Raw genomic sequence first — 18248 nt, forward strand, 5'->3', positions numbered from 1 at the left:
CGATTATCCTGCCTTCGTAGTTTTTGCTAGCTCCAATGGCCCGGGTTCCGCAGCAGCTGAGGTGACCACACTCGCGACCGTGGCGGCGACGACCAGGTCAGGCCGGTTTGGAAAACGATCGCCGAGCATGTGCCCAACCCAAACGCAGGCTTGGTCTTTATCAGGGCAATTGATCGCTGATCGCAAATACTTATGAAACTCTTCAAATTTAAGAGCGGCCTCCTCCAATTCTTCGTCTGATAGCGCTTTGGTCAAGGAAGCGGCATCGTCAATGGGACTCTTAACCCCTTCCCGAAGAACGCCAGGCAGCTTTTCAAGGACATCCACTAGAGCTAAGTCATCGCGTGCGTGGCGTCCCTCAAAAATTAACGCTGTCGCCGCCATCAGCAAGATGGAGCTCGGCCCGCGCTCAGGCCACTGCATATCGCGAAATGCCTTGAGGTAACGCACCACGCGCCGGAACTGCTTGCCCTTGTCCTCAACCTCTTGAACGAACCAGTCATTCATCGCTCGTGGGTCAGACTTAAGCCAATTATCCGTCCGGTGCGCGAGAAGCACCTTATCCGTAGGCAGTGCCGCCCAGCGATCAGGGACAGTACTCATGGCTGAATCGAAAACTGCATGACTGCGCTCCTCCATGGATGCTTTCAACAGCATGAACTCGTCATCAGGAATCGCGTACAGCGGAGTATCGATATGGGCGAAATCAGAAATCTCGATGCGAATGCAGGTAGGCTTTTGGATCACCTCCCAGTTGTTCTCATTTGCGAGGTCGCGAAGAGAAAGCTCCGCAGCTTCGAAGAACAGAGCACTTGCAATACTCGGACGGCCCTGCTCTTTGACGATACTCATGGGCAAGTAAACGCCATCATCCAGATCAGATTGCTGAGGAGGTGTTTGGCACGGCCTGTTGAGTGTCTTGTAGGCCCATGACCCCTGAATGTAAAACTTCGGTTCAATTGTCTGCGACGGTAGTCCGTGCTTCCGCAATTCCAAAGAAATGCTTTCGGAGAGATTCCTGCGAAGAGCATTCCTCACTTCGGTTTTGGCTGCCGAAATGAAAGCCTTCTCCTCCGCAGTGAGATCCAACTCATCGTGGAAATGAGGTTGATCAAGGGTGGTGAAAAATAGAGCACTTAGGTTGAGCATGAATCCCTCCAACTGCCACCGAGCGGCGCACACGAAAAGCGTCAATGGCCATAGAGCTTCATGCTGAAAAGTCAGGTAGAAACCGGCCAACCGTTTGAGCTCATAGTGCCATCACACAACATATAGGGCAACACAAACACCAAAAACACTACATGTTGAATACGTAACAATACGTGTCAAACCTGTGCGGCCTAGCAACGTCCATCCGGTTATCAATTCGAGGGAGTAAGACAGTGGAGCATGTCACTTACCTACTCGCCATAAGCAATGCTCATGAGCCTGAGAGAGCAACCTTCCTACGCAAAGTGATTCGCCCCGCTGTGTTGAGTCCCTCTGACCACTTGCGATCCGTCCAGTACGTACCATCCATCCAGATTTCGGGGCCTTCATTGTGGACGTTCAAACGGGCAGCCCCGTTGTGAGTTGGACTGTCGGTAGGCAGAGGAACATCCGTTTCGTTGATATACATGTAATTCAATTGCACGCTGGAATCCTGCGCGTCACGGGAAACGGTTACGTGGATGGTTTTCGACCTTGAGTACCTGTCGGCGCTGGTCAGATTTATTCGCACGAAAAACAGGGTGGAATTTATGGTGACTTGGGCCATCAAAGGCTTAGCCGAATGCGCGGGCGACTGTCCCTGCAGCTCTTGGATTTTCGTCCAGTTTGAATTCAGCTCAGCCTCCCAAATGCCGTCGATAGGCGGAAAAAAGCTCTTGATCAGCGGAGCGCGGCATAGGTAAGAAAACAGTTTTGTCTGTCCTACCACGAAAACCAACAGGGTTCCGTATGCTATCGATGAAGAGATCAGTTTCCATCCATCTGCCATCGAACCGTCAAATTTATAACCCAAGAACCACACTCTTATTAGGAGTATGGCTCCACAAAGAGTCGTGAACCAGGCGAGCATGTTCTTCACGCCAAAAATTTGATACATGGAACGATCCTTGAAAGGCGATGCCGGCCAGTAACATAGCGCACGTGCGAGGTGTATCGCCATAAATGGCTCTGATCAGTCATCCCTCTACTGCCCCAATTTTCAGCATTCCGTCCCATGGTAAGTATCATCCTTTTCAAGGCTGCTGAATCGAGCATCCAAACGCGATACTGTCGCATGTCGAACATTGAACGCCTGGGAGCGTGAACCGCTCGAACATTTGCTCGCCGCGCTCTAAGCCTGTCTGCAAAAGCACGTTACCATTGGCGATTCGAAGCAATGGATTCCATACGTGAGAAAACCACCTAAGAAAATCATCATCGAAGAGTGAGATGGTGACGGTGCGATTCGGATTCCCGATGAGACGTTGCAAGAGCTCGAGCTGGATGTCGGCGACGCTGTGTATCTGATAGAAGAATTTGTCGGCAACACGCGTTGCCTAGTCCTATCGAAAAAGCCGCAAATCGCGGATCGAATAGACGAGCTCACTGAAGCCTGGAGTAGCGGACAGCCTGGCAACGCAGAGGCGAAATAAAGCAGTCGTTCTACGAGCCGGGCCTTAGGCCCGAAAACGCGATAGCAACAACCCATCTCAGAATCCGCCTTGGAATGAAACGCGAGACAAACCGTAGCAAGCCTTTCTCCCAGTGAAACACTATCGACGAGCAATTACTCCTTCAGTGCAAAAACTGGGTTCATGTCATCAATACTCACGATGACCTTCGGTTTGCGAATCATGCCCTTCAGTCGCTGAACGGAATACGTTGCTGCCACCATGGCGAACTGGCCATTTTCTAGATTGACGAATTCGACCTCATCTCCTGGTTGCAGGCCTAGAGCAGCCCGTTCCTGGACAGGGATGGTGATTTGGCCTTTAGCGTTCACGGTGGCAGTAGCCATGATGGATACCTACGCGATTAAGCACTTACATGATAGTCGAGCTGTACGGTAGGCCACATAACGTCAAGACATGGGGGCGAGCCGGGCTTTGGCCCGAAGAAGCGACAACCAAAGGAGCTTCTTTCGAAATCCACACTCGGCGCATGACAAGCGCTTCAAGCGCGGATAATGTCAGTTCCATGAACGACTCAAATCCTGCTTCATCCGTATCCACGATCCTTTCTCGCAGTGAGACGGATGGCACAGACGCTTCAAAAAATGACCAGGAGCTTTGCGAGTTTCTGACGCTGTTAGAGGACGACATCCTGGGTAACCCTGGGAAGCTGATCGCCCTCGATTCAACTCTCCAGGTTCGCCTCGATTCTTTGATCGGCTATATCGATGTTGACATCAACTCACCGCTCTCAGCGGATGATGAATGAATGCTCGGCGCTGGCGCAATGGACGGCGCCTGCAGTCAGGATGGAGCGAGAGCTGGATGGCTCGTAACCTGTACAAACTCCAAGTAAGGTTTCCCATGCCATGAGCATCGAAGCAAAACTTCTTCATCTCCAAGCTATCCAAAACCTCCTTGCGCCATACCGCTATCTGTATTGCGTAGACCTTGAGGCAACCTGCGATGAGATTGAGAAATCTGAGCCGCCACGTTCGCTCACAGTCGCCCCCGAGCAGATGGAAACAATTGAGATTGGCCTGGTGGTGATTGATTTGGAGTCACTTGAAATCGTCGACGAATTCCAGCGCTTCGTCAGGCCTCAGATCAATCCTACCCTGACCGAGTTCTGCAAAAAGCTTACGTCCATTCAACAACCCGACGTGGATGCTGCCCGAACCTATCGAGAGGTTGGCGAAGAGTTACGAACGTTCACTGCGCGTTATCCAAACGCGGCTTGGGCGTCATGGGGTGACTACGATGCAAGACAGCTTGAGCGCGATGCTGGCTTTGCCGCGTGCCGTTCCCTGCTCGAAGGCCTACAGCACTTCAACGCAAGGAAGTGGCACAAAGGTCTGTACGACAATCAGCCGAAAGGGCTCAAGCAAACTGTAGAGTGGATGGGGTTGGTTTGGCAGGGTACCTACCACCGAGGCATTGACGATGCTCGAAATGTCGCGACCATCGTTATTGAGATGCTCGCCTGACTTTAAGCCGGGCGCTGCCCAAAGGAGCGCCATTAACAATCAGCCTAGGTACTGCTTACGACATAGCTGACGTGCCCCGCATCGTAACTACCTAAGCGGTTGAGAAGGTCTGACTCCCGAGCGAATGCTCGACTCCGATCGTGTGAATGGTGCCCTGGCTCATGCGCGGGCTGTTCCACCATCTCACGGATACGCTGTTCAACGAGTGTATCGATCACAGAACCACGAAGGGCTGAATTGGTTCGGCCTAATCCGGTTTAAATACGCAAAAATATCGGAATTTTTTCGACGTTACCTTCCGTACATCCCAGGCACGACGGGGGATACAGGCCTCCATCAAATCCGCAAAACCAGTCGGTGAGCCGGGCCCATTGGCCCGAAGGAGCGACCTCTCCACTTACGTCGCACCACAGCATGCGATGACTCAAAACCACGCTTCCGGAGCCGGACACGTCAGCCCGCTGTGAAGCTATATGTTGATTGCCTACGTGGTTGCTGAGCAGAAAAAACAAAGCCCCGGAGGTTCGCGGCTCCAGGGCTTCTATTTTCGCCTCCATCCCTTAATGGTTTGGCGAACGTGGGCCGGGACATTACCAGCGTCGTTTTGATATTCCACTACGACTTTGGATAAAAGTGTTCGATCAGCGACGCATCGAGGAAAACGTTATGGCGTGTTTACCATGGACGCCGTTTCAACAGGAGGACTGCAAATGGATCTGAAATTCAGTCACGTAGATGTACTGGTCAACAATCTCGATGAAGCCTGTGCTTACTACGCGCAGATACTTAACGCCAGGATCTCCAAAACGCTTGTCTGGGAACGAGATGGTCTGCATGTGCGCTACGCGATCGCGCTGATGGGCCAAGAGCGCTTCATGTTGGTAACCACATCATGAGCCAGGCCTTGCCTGAAGGATCGAGCCCCATTGACGGCTAATTCCTTTATCAACCTCGTAACAGCGCTATGAGGATGCCATGACTCAAACCGAGACTGATTTGAACTCAACCTCCTCTCTCATCTTCCACGAGGTGTAACGGCTGAGTGGCATTGCGCTCGGCACACGCAAAGGATGGCCACGTGAACTTGGCGAGGTGCTGATCCGTAAAACCGTTGGCAGTCGGCGCCCTCTGCCATGCCAAACGTTGACTGGTTATCTAGTGAGATACAGGATCGTATATCCCAAATACCACTGAGTCTGAGCAAAACTTTCTGCCCGACAATCTTTCACGTATTGGACGGTGATTGCGGCGTGTCTGGATTGAGTTGCTGGCGTCTGAATTGTCCCGGGGGCTGGCCATGTATCTGGCGAAAGCGTCGGGAGAAATAAGCTTCATCAGCGAAACCGCATAATCTCGCCACCTCCCCCACTGGTCGCGTGCCGTTGAGCAAATAATTGCGCGCCGCGTGCATCCTGCGTTCGAGCACCAGTTCGGTGAAAGTCTTTCCGATTTCCTTACGCAACCAGTGCGTCAGATACGTCGGTGACAGGTAGGTCGCGGCAGCCACTTTGATCAGGTTGAGATCGGGGTCAGCAATGTTCTTGCGCAAGTATTCGGACATCCTACTCAGCGCGTCGCGCCGGCTGACTTCGGCGGCATTGTCTTCGGCCAGGCGCTTGAGTGGCTCGGCATACAGGACGCAGACGCTGCCTATCAATTGCAGCAGCAAGCCCTTGAGCATCTCGCGGGTGCCAAACTGACGGTTTTCATCCAGCACGCGCATCTGTTCGATCAATGCACAGACCTTGGCGAATTCCTCATCGCCCAGAATGAAATCCAGGTGTTCCTGAAAGCGAAACGGCGACAACTCGGGCGCCAGGAGAATCGAGACTTCCTCCAGATCCATCGGGTCGCACTGCAAGTGCGGCAGCAGAAAGGTCTGGGAAAAGTTGATCACAATGAAGCTGCTGTCGGCCGGGTGCGGAATCACGTGCACCCGATGCGGCAGGATGAAGGCCAGGGTGTTGCGCGGAAACGGGCGCTCGACGCTGCCGATGTGCTGCACGGTATCGCCGCCGAGGTTGACCTGGATCTGGAAGTACTCGTGTCGATGCGGACTGGTTTCGGCCTTGCGTCCCTTTTTGTCGCGGATGTAGAAGTCCGTCAGCTCGCTGCGTTGCTGCATGACATAGGTGGGGACTTGGCTCGGTGAAAGCATCTCCTGAAGATCCTCGGCAGGCGCATTGACAGGTTGTGGCCGCACTCGCGAAGCAGGCGGCGATACAGCTGATTGTGAAGGCTAAGTACGCCGATCTCAACAGGTCATAGGATGACAACAGAAATCATAAAAATAATTGTATGAGTGTGTGCTACGTCGACTGTCCAAAAAATAACGCCCACCCAAAAAAAATAAAGTGTTTTAAAACAAATAGATAAGTCTAGAACCCAACAGAAAAATGGATAATTGCTGATTTTGTGTTTCTTGGACACCTGCGTTAACAGCTGTTTTCAAGAGAAAAAACGATCTAACGCCTCCGTTGATTTTGTTTGGTTGTACGACCACTGTGATAGCCAATGCAGCCCGACCCTTCCAAAAACAATCAAAAGGTGCGCACTCATGAACCAGCATTTCTCCCTCTCGACTCCTCCCCCGAATGCCCCTGGCCGAAGGCGTCTCTGAGCGCCTGACAGCGGCTGTCCGCGCCTCTCATTCAAATAGCGATTGCTCTGCCCCGACCCCGGAGGCATGGGCTTCGGCTGCGCGCGAACATCTCGATTCTTCTAACAATAAAAAGGTCTACTCATGTCGAACTCGCATACCTCCCCGTCCACCGCACCGTCGGTGGGTGGCGGCGCCCGGGACGCCGTGCTGCCTCAGCGACTGCCAACGCGTCGGCGCTGGTTCATGCTTTCGCTACTGCTGATTGCAACCATCATCAACTACATCGACCGGGTGAACATTTCGATTGCGGCACCGTTCCTTGCCAAGGATCTGGGCCTGGACAAGATCGAAATGGGCCTGATTTTTTCCGCGTTTGCCTGGACTTACGCGCTCGCCCTGGTGCCCGCCGGGTTTGTGGCCGATCGCTTCGGCTCCCGATTTACCTACGGCGTATCGCTGATCAGTTGGTCGACCGTCACCGTGTGCCAGGGCTTTGCCACGGGCTTTGCGTCGCTGTTCGGGCTGCGACTGGCGGTCGGCGCCATGGAAGCTCCAGCGTTTCCGGCCAACAGTCGCGCAGTGACGGTGTGGTTCCCAGCCCGGGAACGGGGCATGGCCAGCAGCATTTACGTGTGCGGCCAGTATCTGGGCACGGCGCTGTTTACCGGCGTGCTGTTATGGCTGGCGACAACCTATGACTGGCGCCACGTGTTCTACAGCACCGGGGCACTCGGCATCGTCTTCGGTGTGGCCTGGCTGTACTTGTACCGCGATCCGTTGAACTGCAAAAAAGTCAGCCAGGAAGAACTGAAGTACATTGAATCCGGCGGCGGCCTGGTCAAGAGCAGCCAGGAACGTACCCGGTTCAACTGGCGGCAGATCGCCGAGCTGTTCAGCTATCGGCAGATCTGGGCAATTTGCATCGGCAAGTTCGCCAGCACCTCGGCGCTGTACTTCTTCCTCACCTGGTTCCCGACGTACCTGATCGAAGAACGCAAGCTGACCATGATCAAGGCCGGGATTTTCGCGGTACTGCCGTTCGTAGGCGCGACGGTCGGCATTTTGCTCGCCGGCATCGTCTCCGACCTGCTTATCCGTCGCGGCTATTCAATGTCTTTCGCTCGAAAGCTGCCCTTGGTCGTCGGATCGATGCTGGGGATGTCGATCGTCCTGGTGAATTTCACCGACTCGAACGTGATCTGCATTGCCGTGCTGACCATCGCCTTTTTCGCCCAGGGCATCGCTTCATCGTCGTGGGCCGCAGTGTCGGAAGTGGCGCCCAAGGAACTGATCGGCCTGACCGGCGGGGTCACCAGTCTGGCCGCCAATATCGGCGGGATCGTCACCCCGATCGTGATCGGCGGCATCGTCCACGCGACCGGCACGTTTGCCTACGCCTTCTGGTTCATTGGCGGCGTGGCGCTGATTGGCACCTTGTCCTACTCGTTGCTCCTCGGTCGCTTGTATCGCATCGAACTCAAGACGCGCTGAGCTTAGAAAAGCGTTTTTCTCCAACATCAAGCGGCTTTCGTCCAACTTCGCAAAACGAAGCCGCCTTAGGCTGATGCTTCCAACAGGACAACGACAAAAATGACTATGACCGAATACGTTTTCACTCCGGATTTGCCCGTGACCTTACCGGTCGCCGGCAGCCAGCAGCGCTTTCCCGTTGGCCGGGTTTTTTGCGTCGGCCGCAACTACCCCTGGCCAGACACCCAAGGCCAGTCCCGCCAACCGCCTGTGTTCTTCATGAAACCGGCGAGCAACGTGATTGATGCGCAGGGTGAAGTGGCGTTCCCGCCGTTGACCGAAGAGTTCGCCCACGAAATCGAACTGGTTGTGGCCATTGGTGAAGGTGGCGCGAACATTCCGGAGAGCCAGGCCCTGGCATATGTCTGGGGCTACGCCGCCGGACTCGACTTGACTCGCCGTGATGTCCAGCGCTTGGCCAAGAGCAATGGTTTGCCTTGGGAAGGTGCCAAGGTATTCGACGGCGCCGCACCCATGACCGCCATTGTGCAGGTCACTCGCACAGGGCATCCCGATGGGGAGTTGTGGTTGAACGTCAATGGCGAGGAACGCCAGCGCGACAGCCTCGACAGCCAGATCTGGTCTGTCAGTGAAATCATCAGCCGTATCTCACAATGCGTAGCTCTCAGAGCCGGCGACCTGATCATGACCGGCAGCCCGGCAGGGGTCGATGTGCTGCAACCCGGCGACATTATCAACGCCGGAATCGATGGCATCGGTCAACTGGAAATGCGCGTCGGTCAGCGTCCTTGACCCCGGCATCCCCTCGAATTGAATAAGGAGAAAACAACATGAAGAGTCCTTTGAAAGTAGCCCTGGTGACTGGCGCCGGCAGCGGAATCGGCCGCGCCGTGGCCCTCAGTTTGTTGGCCGACGGCTTCACCCTGGTGTTGGCCGGGCGCCGACCGGAGCCATTGCAAGCCCTGGTCGAACTGGCGGCCAGCGAAGAACGCGAAGCGTTGGCAGTGCCCACCGATGTGCGCGATCCGGCCAGTGTCGATGCACTGTTTGCAACCATCGCGGAGGTGTACGGACGCCTGGACGTTGTGTTCAACAACGCCGGGGTCAATGCCCCCGCCGTTCCACTGGATGAACTGACATTCGAGCAGTGGCGAAACGTGATCGACACCAACCTCAACGGCGTTTTCCTCTGTGCCCGCGGCGCCTTCGGATTGATGCGCCGGCAACTGCCACAAGGCGGTCGCATCATCAACAACGGTTCGATTTCAGCCCATACCCCACGACCGTTCAGCAGCGCTTACACCGCCAGCAAACATGCGGTGCTGGGACTGACCAAGTCACTGGCCCTGGACGGGCGAGAATTCAACATCGCCTGCAGTCAGATAGACATCGGTAACGCACTGACCGAAATGTCGGTGCGCATGACCAAAGGCGTGCGCCAGGCCAATGGCACCATCGCGATAGAACCAATGGTGGACGTCAAGCATGTGGCCGATGCCGTGCGCTACATCGCCGGTCTGCCGCTGGAAGCGAACGTCCTGAACATGACGGTCATGGCCACTGCCATGCCGTTTGCCGGTCGCGGCTGAACTCGCCATTCCATTTCGTTATTCGAGGTTTACATGAAGCCAGAAGTCTTGCAGCTCAGCCCGATCCTGATCCCTGAAATCAACACCCGGCTCGATGAACTGTTTACGGTCAGACGTTACTTCGAGCAGGCCGACAAGCCGGCCTATTTGCAGGCGCATGGCGTGAATATTCGCGGCGTGATCACCGGTGGGCATACCGGCATCAGCCAGACGTTGATGGCGCAGTTGCCCAATCTGGAAGTGGTCGCGGTCAACGGCGTGGGCACCGATGCGGTGGATCTAGCCTACGCCCGGGATCGCGGGATCCGCGTGACCGCGACCATCGGCGCGCTGACCGAAGATGTCGCCGATCTGGCGATTGGATTGTTGATTGCCGTGTGTCGTGGGTTGTGCACCAGTGATCGTTACGTACGCTCGGGCCAATGGCCCCACAGCGGCAGGCCGTTGGCACCGTTGCCGTTAGCCCGCCAAGTCTCCGGCATGCGCATCGGCATCGTCGGCATGGGCCGGGTCGGCCGGGCAGTGGCGACCCGCGCAGCGGCGTTCGGCTGCCCGATCAGTTACACCGATCTGCAGCCGATGAGCGATGTGAACCACACTTTCATCGCCGATCTTCAACAACTGGCCAGCAACAGCGATGCGCTGATTCTCGCGGCCGCCGCCGACAAGGCTGAAGCCATCATCGATGCCCAGGTGCTGCAAGCTCTGGGTAAGGGCGGGTATTTGATCAACGTGGCTCGTGGCAAACTCGTCAACGAGACTGATCTGGTGGCTGCGCTTGAAGCAGGTGAGATCGCAGGTGCGGCGCTGGATGTGTTTGTCGACGAGCCGAACGTTCCAGAGGCACTGTTCGGCAACGAGCAAGTAGTGCTGCAGCCACACCGCGCCAGCGCGACGCTGCAGACCCGAACGCGAATGGGCGAGATGGTGGTGGCGAGCCTGGTTGACAGTTTTGCCGGGAAAATACCGCAGGGCTGTGTGACTGGCTGAACATTGGCCACCCTGGAGGAGTAGCGATCCTTCAGAGGTGGCCTGGGGTCATCAATCGATGAGCTCTCTTGCAGTGGCTGCCAATTGGCTGCCTACATGCGCTTTCAGTACTTCGATGAAGCGCGTGATCTTCGCATCGACAAACTGCCGGGAAGTGTAGACCGCATAAACATTGCGCTCGTAGGTATGGTACTCAGGTAAAACCCGCACGAGTTTCCCCGAGCGTAAATCGTCGATGGCCGAGAATCCAGCCAACAAACCTATCCCCGCTCCGGATCGAATAGCGACGGCCATTGCGTCCATATCATTCACACTAAAGCTTGGCCCGGTGGGCACGAAAGTGGCGGTGCCGGTCTTGCTCTTTAGCTGCCACTCATCCCGCGCGTAATCAACCGTTCCCAGCAACAGGCACTGATGATCGTTGAGATCTTCTGGCTTTAGTGGCGCCACATGCTGTGCCAAATAATCGGGAGATGCGACCAGCACGCAATGACTGACCCCTATCTTCTGGCTGACGTACGCTGAGTCCGGCAGAGTTCTGGCAATCAAAATTGAAACGTCCAATTGGTCTTCCAGTAGATTCGGCATCCGTTGCGACAGCAGCAAATCTACGGTGACTTCCGGAAACGCTCTGCGGTATTCAAGGATGGCGCAGGTCACGAGATGACGCGCAAGACCAGGCACGCTATGAACACGTAGCGTGCCCTTGGGTTCCAGTATCGAATTACTGGCCTCGGCTTCAGCGTTGTCAAGATCGGCCAAAATCGTCGTACAGCGTTCATAAAATCGTCGACCTGCGTCAGTCACTGAAAGACGTCGGGTCGACCTTTGCAGCAGGCGGGCATCGAGCATTTTTTCGAGCGCAGAAACGGCTCGGGACACATTGCCGACTGTCGAGTCGAGATGGTTTGCCACCGCAGTAAAACTGCCCATCTCAACGACTTTTACGAACACAGACATGTTTGAAAGTTTGTCCATCCCTACCGTCCTTTTCGACCTGTTTACAGCTCAAATCGCATAGAGTTTCCTGCAACCCCAGCATCTCTCCCTCCGAGGCTGTTCACGGCTCGTGAGCCCAGCCCTACCCGACAGTGACAGCGCATGATGGACGTTGAGTATTGAGGACGCAACTCACCCACGGCGCGTGATATTCCCTCTGCACACAACAATGATTCCCTTCTGGCTACCTAAATCAATTGCGTCGTCCTCCATAGACTTGGTTACACAGGCCGCCTCAATCGGCTCTCGCGTAATCCACCGAAGCGTTGATTCACCAAGCGCGCTTCGACCAAATTCCTGACAAGCAAACGAAGGACGGATCTATGAACACACCATACGACGCGCTCTATCTTTTCATTGGTGGTGAGTGGATCAGCGCTCAAGGGCGCGACACCGCAGCCGTCATCAACCCAGCCACCGAGGCTGAAATAGGACGTGTGCCACTGGCCACAACAGCCGACCTTGATCACGCCCTTGAAGTGGCCCGGCTCAGCTTCGAAACATGGCGTCAGGCTGTGCCGGATCAGCGGGCAAAGATCCTCAAACGCGCGGCTGATCTCATCCTGGAGCGAGCTCCGCACATCGCCTCACAGATGACACTGGAGGAAGGCAAGCCGCTGGCTGAAAGCATGGATGAGGTCACACGTGCAGCCGAGTATTTCGAGTGGTTTGCCGAAAGCGCTCGCCGCATCGATGGCCGCGTCGTACCGGCTAACCGTCCTGGTGTACTGCAAATGGTGAAGCGCCAGCCAATCGGCCCGGTGGCAGCCTTCACACCCTGGAACTTTCCGGCCATTACCCCCGCCCGCAAGCTGTCAGCAGCCTTGGCCGCAGGTTGCAGCGTCATTCTCAAGCCTGGCGAAGAGAGTCCTTCCACGGCACTGGCACTCGCTCGTGCCCTTGATGATGCGGGGTTGCCAAAGGGCATTTTGCAAGTCGTTTTCGGCGTACCGGATCAAGTCTCCAGTCACCTGATTGCATCACCGATCATTCGCAAGGTGACATTCACCGGTTCAGTGCCAATCGGCCGACTGCTGTCCGCCCGAGCGGCCGAGGGCGTCAAACCTATCACTCTTGAATTGGGTGGCCACGGCCCGGTGCTGGTGTTTGAAGATGCCAACGTTGAAAAAGCAGCAGTAGAAGGCGTTGCGAACCGGTTTCGCGGTACCGGGCAGGTCTGTATCTCTTCAACTCGCTTTCTGATCCAGAGTGGCGTTTATCAGCAATTCGTCGATCACTTTGTAGCGGCCACCAAAGCCCTGCGAATCGGCAATGGCTTGCACCCCGACACCCAGGTTGGGCCACTCGCCAACCCAAGGCAGTTGGCAAAAATGGGAGAGCTGGTGGCTGACGCCGTCGAGAAAGGCGCACGTGTGCTTGCCGGTGGCGAATGCCTGCCAGGACAAGGCTATTTCTTCCAGCCCACCGTTTTGGCAGATGTGCCAATGAACGCTCGGGTCATGCATGAAGAGCCCTTCGGCCCGATCGCGGTTCTGATGCCATTCGAAAACATGGCGGACGGGCTGAAAGAGGCTAACCGACTGCCTTATGGGCTTTCAGCCTATGCGTTCACCTCTAACGCTCGAACCGCGATCGACGTTGCTGACGGACTAGAGGCCGGCATGATCGGGATCAATCAATACCGAATCGTAGCTACTGAACTCCCCTTCGGTGGCATGAAGGAAAGCGGTCATGGCTCAGAGGGCGGTATTGAAGGCATCGAGCACTACCTGACCAACAAATTCATCAGCCAAATTTAAGGAAGACCCAACATGTCGAACATTAATTTCAGCAGCCCTCGCGAAGCCGCCAGAGCATTTACCCCAAAGCTTTCGCAGTTTGTCGACTCGACCCTCTACCCACAAATCTGGAGCGATCCGGCACTGCCCCCGCGCGACCGGAGCCTGATAACAGTGGCTGCACTGATTGCCGGCGGTCACTCTGAAGAGCTGCCTGCGCATCTGCGGCGCGCGGTTAGTAATGGTGTCACCCATGACGAAATTTCCGCCGCGATCACCCACCTTGCGTTCTATGCAGGTTTCCCAGCCGCCATTACAGCGTCCGCAATCGCCAATGCCACATTCACTCAATCGGAGACGAAGCAGCCATGAAAGCCATCACCATTGAAGAGTTTGGCAACGCCGATGTACTGAAGTTGAATGAGGTTCCCAATCCTGAAATCCGCCCTACCGACCTACTGGTGCGCGTCTATGCCGCCGGAGTCAATCGGGCGGATCTGACACATCGCACCGGTGGCTATGGCCATCCGAATTTCGGCGATTCGCCCATCATCGGACTTGAGATCGCCGGTGAAGTTATCGAAAAAGGCAGCGCCGTTTTTGGCTTTAAAAAGGGCGATAGGGTGATGGGCGTGGTGGGTGGCGGGGCCTATGCCGAAATGGCACGTATCGACTACCGAATGGCCATGCACATCCCTGCCCAACTGAACTATGTGCAAGCGGCGGCGATTCCCGAAGTCTTTGTGACCGCCCATGAGGCGATGATGCATCTGGGTCGACTCAAGTCAGGTGACTCGGTATTGATTCATGCCGCCGCAGGTGGTGTTGGCTCCGCTGCGGTGCAGCTCGCCTACGCCACAGGTGCAACGGTCTATGCGACAACTGATGGCCACAAGTTATCGCGCGTCGAGCACTTGGGGGCTGATGTGGCCATCGATTACAAGACGGATGACTTCGCCAAAATCATCGCGAGCAAAACCGATGGTCGAGGCGTTGACGTCATCATCGACTTTGTCGGCGAACCTTACTTCGCACGCAACCTGGCTTCACTCGCTAATGGAGGTCGACTTATCCAGGTTGGCATCCTCGGTGGAGGCGGTAAGGTGACTCTGGAACTGGAGCACATTCTCTACCGCCACTTGCAAATCTTCGGCACTGTCATGAAATCCCGTACCCAAGGGGAAAAGCACGACATGATCAAGCGATTCCGCGAGCATTGGCTTGAACGGTTCGAAGGGGCTGGAAGCCTAGAGCCGGTAGTCGACAGTATCTTCCCTCTTTCACGCGCCTCCGATGCCCATCGCAGGATGGAATCCTCCGAAAACGTCGGGAAGATCATTCTGACGATGCAGCATGAGGACTTTCTGTAAGTCCGGCCTATTCATTTTTTGCAACTAAAAAGCAAGGGCTCTCGAAGGGCCCTTTTATCCAAACCAAAATCAATTGGTTAGCCAAAACTCGACGGTCGCGGAGACGTGTTCTGCTTTCCATTCCTTGAGGCTCTTGCGATTACCACCTTTGGTTTCGACGACTTCGCGCGTGTGTGGATTCTTGTAAACCCTGACCTGGCGCGCTTTGCGGCTATAGTTTTAGACTCAACGGATGAAGCACAACCAGCCGGGCCCATTGGCCCGAAGAAGCGACCTCTCCATTTACGTCACCCCGTACTTAGCTATGAGAATGCGATGACTCAAAACCACGCTTCCGGAGCCGGACACGTCAGCCCGCTGTGAAGCTATATGTTGATTGCCTAAGTGGTTGCTGAGCAGAAAAAACAAAGCCTCAGAGGTTCGCGGCTCCAGGGCTTCTATTTTCGCCTCCATCCCTTAATGGTTTGACGAACGTGGCCAGGACATTACCAACGTCTTTTAGATATTTCACTACGACTTTGGATAAACGTGTTCGATCAGCGAAGCATCGAGAAAACGTTGAGATATGCACGTCCCTTAGCCGAGCTGTTTGGTAGGCCAGTGACGACGTGAGGTCGAGCCGGGCTTTAGCCCGAAGGAGCGACAGCCCTAGAAGCTTCAACTTCGAAGCCCAACAAGTCGACTATTGAGTCTCACACAAGCCCTCCTTTCTAGTCGGCTTATATGATCGAAGTCGGATTTTGTTTCCATCGTCTTTCTCATCACATCCAGACGACGCTTGGAACCAAGCACACGTCCAGGCGCGCTCCCGTTTAGTAGGTAAGGGGGTTATAGCAGCTGCATGCTGCCCAGTTACTCATGACGCCAGCGATTCGATTTGCCTTTTCTCATTGCCCCAATGGATCGCAAAATCAATCTCTCGCGATACTGGGCGTCCACATTCTCGCAAGAACGTGACAGCCAGGAGGATTTGATCAATGGCCTTCGAGATTTCACTTTCGGAAGGTTTGATGAAACGGCCCTGAGGAAAAAGACCCTCTACGTACATCTTCTCATCAGTGAGTACTTCGCCGGGATACGTCATCATGACGGAGCCGGGCCGAAGGCCACCTAAAGAGTGCGCAGACGGATCGTAGAACGCAGCAACGACACCTCTACCCATGGGAAGCGATAGCTTCCACGTAGACTTCGGTATCCAAACTCCGGCCAATTTCGAATCGCGGAGAGCGAACCGTTGCTGTTCTTCTTCGATGATGGCCAGCATGTGTTCCACGTCCTTCGGCGACTCACTATCGAACCGACTTTTTACTGGATCGATGAGCTCTACTAAACCAGACGCTGTGACGAACCCATCCTCCGTTTTGGTGATTTTCCTAGCCATGACTCCGGAGGGCTCGGATGAGCCTGACGTATAGATCGAGAATGTCTCACGGTCGGCGGCGAGGACTACGCAGTCCTCCATACTGATCATTGCGATGAACGTCATGTGTAACTCCTTTTGTAGCCGATGGTTATTTCGACCGCCTCCTGCGCAACGAAACCATTACAGGCTTTGTCGCTTGCTACTACGCAGAGCTGCTGGAACCGCTGGTGTCCATCACGGAGCAGTGACGCAGCTTGAACGGGAATAGTGCTTGCCTGCTACGCTGCCTGCTTTCTACGGAGGAATCGCGATGCCACATTCAGACCTGCTCCCTTACCTGATATACAAGATCAATCAAAACCAACTTGCCCTTGAAGCCGCAATCATGGAGTTGACGCTGTGGGTTGAGCATCGTGGATCAGCGGAGGTCGCCGGCAACGTTCGCGGCGTTTTGGACACAATCAGTAAGAACGAAGAGTTCGTCAACATGACACTTGCGGTGCTGATGTCGCCGGAGTGAGTAAGTTTCGATTTTTTAGGCTAGCCGAGCCTCAAGGCCGAAGGTGCGATCTCTTCATTGGCGTTACTTCATACCGCAGCTTAGCTACGGGCAAGCGATGACTCGAAAGCGAAATGAATTGAACACTACATCCCCTCTCACCGCCCTCGAGGTCTGCCAGGTGCTGAAGGACGTCGCGCTAGGCAAACGCCACATGATGCGAAGCTCTATCCAGTCATGGAATGAGATCTACCATGGCCTCATGCCCATTGAGATTGAGGGCTGGCGACTCACCCTATTCAATGACTGTGACACCCTGGATTACTGCGAATACTGCAGGTCGCCTGATGGCCGAGTCGGGACACTTGAACTCTGGCAACGCGACGGGCCTGATCCTGTCGACCTATTGAGTTCCAGGGCGCGTGAGCTGCTCGAACGTTTACTCGCTGCGCTCTGAGCTTGTACGCAAAAGCACGTTACCATTGCCGACTCAAAAGCAACGGAGACCACAAGTGAAAAAGCCTCCTATGAACCATCGAAGAATGGGATGATGACGGTGCGATCCGGATGCCCGATGAGGCGTTGCAGGAGCTAGACCTTGATGTTGATGTTGATGTTGATGTTGGCGACACCATGTATCTGATTGAAGAGTTTTGCACACGCGATGCCTAACGCTATCAAAAAGCCATGCCCCCGCTTTCCCGAACGCGGCTACGAAAGCCCGATTACATGCTGCCAAGCTCCCAAGCACTGTTCAAACCAGCATTCAGCCTAATTTGATAGGCCTGCTTTATCCAGAACCTTATCCAGCCAAGACTGGTCAACCGCACCGCTCGCGATTTCCGCTTTGACGTGCTCTTCATGAGCTTCATGAGCACGCGCTTTGATCAGCACTTGCTCAGCATCTTCTTGGGAAAACGCAACGAAGCCATCTTCATCACCCACAACAATGTCTCCCGGATTCACAATCATTCCACCGATGGACACAGGGACGTTAATTTCACCTGGCCCACTCTTGTATGGCCCGCAGTGCACTACGCTACGAGCGTAGCAAGGGGTATCCTCAAAGCTAGCAACATCGCGAATAGCACCATCAACGATGAAACCCACACAGCCCCGCTGCTGTGCGTAAAGCTTGATTAGCTCACCGATCACAGCATTCGTGTCATCACCCTGCGCGTCGATCACTAGAACATGACCAGCCTCCAAAAGCGTGAGAGCCTTATAGATGTACAGGTTGTCCCCAGGACGGGTCTTGACGGTAAGCGCCGTGCCGACGAGCTTCCCTGTACGGTTATACCGTGTCAGACCTCTCGCACCAATATGACGACCCAAGTTGTCGCTGATATGGGGCGTTACCACGCTGCGAAAAGCTTCGATTAAGCCGGCGGAAGCAAGAGGTGGGGACGTCAGGATACGAGTGCCTAGGAAGGACATGGTGATCTCCAAAACCGAAAAAGCCCATCTGGGAACAAAGATC

19 protein-coding genes and 2 pseudogenes are annotated in these 18248 nt (G+C 55.0%); 13 read left to right on the forward strand and 8 right to left on the reverse strand.

All coding sequences use genetic code 11. The annotated features are described in order from the left end of the window. Positions 1–3 precede the first annotated feature (3 nt). Both ABIE16_RS12105 and ABIE16_RS12110 read right to left on the reverse strand, forming a co-directional pair. Positions 4–1149, reverse strand: coding sequence for a CBASS cGAMP synthase (locus tag ABIE16_RS12105; RefSeq protein WP_429521235.1), 1146 nt, complete (start codon positions 1147–1149; stop codon positions 4–6). A 271-nt stretch (positions 1150–1420) separates the two neighbouring features. Then, the gene (locus ABIE16_RS12110) at positions 1421–2086 is read right to left on the reverse strand and encodes a hypothetical protein (protein ID WP_429521236.1); all 666 of its coding nucleotides are present in this window, start codon (positions 2084–2086) and stop codon (positions 1421–1423) included. 346 nt (positions 2087–2432) lie between these two features. On the opposite strand from ABIE16_RS12110, the gene ABIE16_RS12115 reads away from it, so the two are divergent. Further along, a complete protein-coding gene (locus tag ABIE16_RS12115; protein WP_429521428.1) occupies positions 2433–2621 on the forward strand; it encodes an AbrB/MazE/SpoVT family DNA-binding domain-containing protein in 189 nt (62 codons plus the stop codon). Between the two features lie 134 nt (positions 2622–2755). Here the strand turns inward: ABIE16_RS12115 and ABIE16_RS12120 are convergent, their stop codons facing one another. Continuing rightward, positions 2756–2986 carry an AbrB/MazE/SpoVT family DNA-binding domain-containing protein gene (locus ABIE16_RS12120; protein WP_429521237.1) on the reverse strand — a complete coding sequence of 77 codons (231 nt, stop codon included), beginning with the start codon at positions 2984–2986 and terminating at the stop codon, positions 2756–2758. 179 nt (positions 2987–3165) lie between these two features. Here ABIE16_RS12120 and ABIE16_RS12125 point away from each other — a divergent pair, with 179 nt between their 5' ends. The 3 genes and pseudogenes from ABIE16_RS12125 to ABIE16_RS12135 form a co-directional block, all read left to right on the forward strand. Further along, on the forward strand, positions 3166–3408 hold the full coding sequence (locus tag ABIE16_RS12125) for a type II toxin-antitoxin system PrlF family antitoxin (RefSeq protein WP_429521238.1): 243 nt from the start codon (positions 3166–3168) through the stop codon (positions 3406–3408). Between the two features lie 100 nt (positions 3409–3508). Then, a complete protein-coding gene (locus ABIE16_RS12130) occupies positions 3509–4126 on the forward strand; it encodes an exonuclease domain-containing protein (RefSeq protein WP_429521239.1) in 618 nt (205 codons plus the stop codon). Positions 4127–4836: 710 nt separating this feature from the next. Then, positions 4837–5010 (forward strand): annotated as a pseudogene (locus ABIE16_RS12135) (VOC family protein); the annotation flags it as partial. Between the two features lie 341 nt (positions 5011–5351). On the opposite strand, the gene ABIE16_RS12140 reads toward ABIE16_RS12135, so the two are convergent. Next, positions 5352–6284 carry a helix-turn-helix transcriptional regulator gene (locus tag ABIE16_RS12140; RefSeq protein ID WP_429521240.1) on the reverse strand — a complete coding sequence of 311 codons (933 nt, stop codon included), beginning with the start codon at positions 6282–6284 and terminating at the stop codon, positions 5352–5354. 585 nt (positions 6285–6869) lie between these two features. Between ABIE16_RS12140 and ABIE16_RS12145 the strand changes: the two genes are divergently transcribed. The 4 genes from ABIE16_RS12145 to ABIE16_RS12160 all read left to right on the forward strand — a co-directional run bounded on the left by ABIE16_RS12145 (position 6870) and on the right by ABIE16_RS12160 (position 10798). Then, the gene (locus ABIE16_RS12145; RefSeq protein ID WP_429521241.1) at positions 6870–8219 is read left to right on the forward strand and encodes an MFS transporter; all 1350 of its coding nucleotides are present in this window, start codon (positions 6870–6872) and stop codon (positions 8217–8219) included. A 99-nt stretch (positions 8220–8318) separates the two neighbouring features. Continuing rightward, positions 8319–9011 carry a fumarylacetoacetate hydrolase family protein gene (locus tag ABIE16_RS12150; protein ID WP_429521242.1) on the forward strand — a complete coding sequence of 231 codons (693 nt, stop codon included), beginning with the start codon at positions 8319–8321 and terminating at the stop codon, positions 9009–9011. Between the two features lie 38 nt (positions 9012–9049). Continuing rightward, the gene (locus tag ABIE16_RS12155) at positions 9050–9808 is read left to right on the forward strand and encodes an SDR family oxidoreductase (protein WP_429521243.1); all 759 of its coding nucleotides are present in this window, start codon (positions 9050–9052) and stop codon (positions 9806–9808) included. A 33-nt stretch (positions 9809–9841) separates the two neighbouring features. After that, positions 9842–10798 (forward strand): 2-hydroxyacid dehydrogenase, encoded by a 957-nt coding sequence (locus ABIE16_RS12160; protein WP_429521244.1) that lies wholly within the window; start codon positions 9842–9844, stop codon positions 10796–10798. A 51-nt stretch (positions 10799–10849) separates the two neighbouring features. On the opposite strand, the gene ABIE16_RS12165 is transcribed toward ABIE16_RS12160, so the two are convergent. Next, entirely contained in the window at positions 10850–11776 is a 927-nt protein-coding gene (locus ABIE16_RS12165) for a LysR family transcriptional regulator (RefSeq protein WP_429521245.1), read from the reverse strand. A gap of 344 nt (positions 11777–12120) precedes the next feature. Between ABIE16_RS12165 and ABIE16_RS12170 the strand changes: the two genes are divergently transcribed. From ABIE16_RS12170 to ABIE16_RS12180, 3 genes are read left to right on the forward strand one after another with little or no spacing between them, the layout of a single operon-like run. After that, positions 12121–13557: an NAD-dependent succinate-semialdehyde dehydrogenase gene (locus tag ABIE16_RS12170; RefSeq protein WP_429521246.1), complete on the forward strand. Its 1437-nt coding sequence runs from the start codon at positions 12121–12123 to the stop codon at positions 13555–13557. A 12-nt stretch (positions 13558–13569) separates the two neighbouring features. After that, entirely contained in the window at positions 13570–13908 is a 339-nt protein-coding gene (locus ABIE16_RS12175; protein ID WP_429521247.1) for a carboxymuconolactone decarboxylase family protein, read from the forward strand. Continuing rightward, positions 13905–14906: an NAD(P)H-quinone oxidoreductase gene (locus ABIE16_RS12180; protein WP_429521248.1), complete on the forward strand. Its 1002-nt coding sequence runs from the start codon at positions 13905–13907 to the stop codon at positions 14904–14906. The genes ABIE16_RS12175 and ABIE16_RS12180 overlap by 4 nt, the downstream gene beginning before the upstream one ends. Positions 14907–14975: 69 nt before the next feature. On the opposite strand, the pseudogene ABIE16_RS12185 reads toward ABIE16_RS12180, so the two are convergent. Beyond that, a pseudogene (locus tag ABIE16_RS12185) lies at positions 14976–15119 on the reverse strand (transcriptional regulator); the annotation flags it as partial. 643 nt (positions 15120–15762) lie between these two features. Further along, a complete protein-coding gene (locus tag ABIE16_RS12190) occupies positions 15763–16392 on the reverse strand; it encodes a hypothetical protein (protein ID WP_429521249.1) in 630 nt (209 codons plus the stop codon). Positions 16393–16579: 187 nt separating this feature from the next. Here ABIE16_RS12190 and ABIE16_RS12195 point away from each other — a divergent pair, with 187 nt between their 5' ends. Then, entirely contained in the window at positions 16580–16789 is a 210-nt protein-coding gene (locus ABIE16_RS12195; protein WP_429521429.1) for a hypothetical protein, read from the forward strand. A 97-nt stretch (positions 16790–16886) separates the two neighbouring features. Then, entirely contained in the window at positions 16887–17225 is a 339-nt protein-coding gene (locus tag ABIE16_RS12200) for a DUF7693 family protein (protein WP_429521250.1), read from the forward strand. Between the two features lie 314 nt (positions 17226–17539). On the opposite strand, the gene ABIE16_RS12205 is transcribed toward ABIE16_RS12200, so the two are convergent. Next, positions 17540–18205 carry an RraA family protein gene (locus ABIE16_RS12205; RefSeq protein ID WP_429521251.1) on the reverse strand — a complete coding sequence of 222 codons (666 nt, stop codon included), beginning with the start codon at positions 18203–18205 and terminating at the stop codon, positions 17540–17542. Positions 18206–18248: the final 43 nt, after the last annotated feature.

Origin of the sequence: Pseudomonas sp. 2725, from assembly GCF_050434585.1 — a bacterium.
GTDB classification, from domain to species: Bacteria; Pseudomonadota; Gammaproteobacteria; order Pseudomonadales; family Pseudomonadaceae; genus Aquipseudomonas; species Aquipseudomonas jessenii.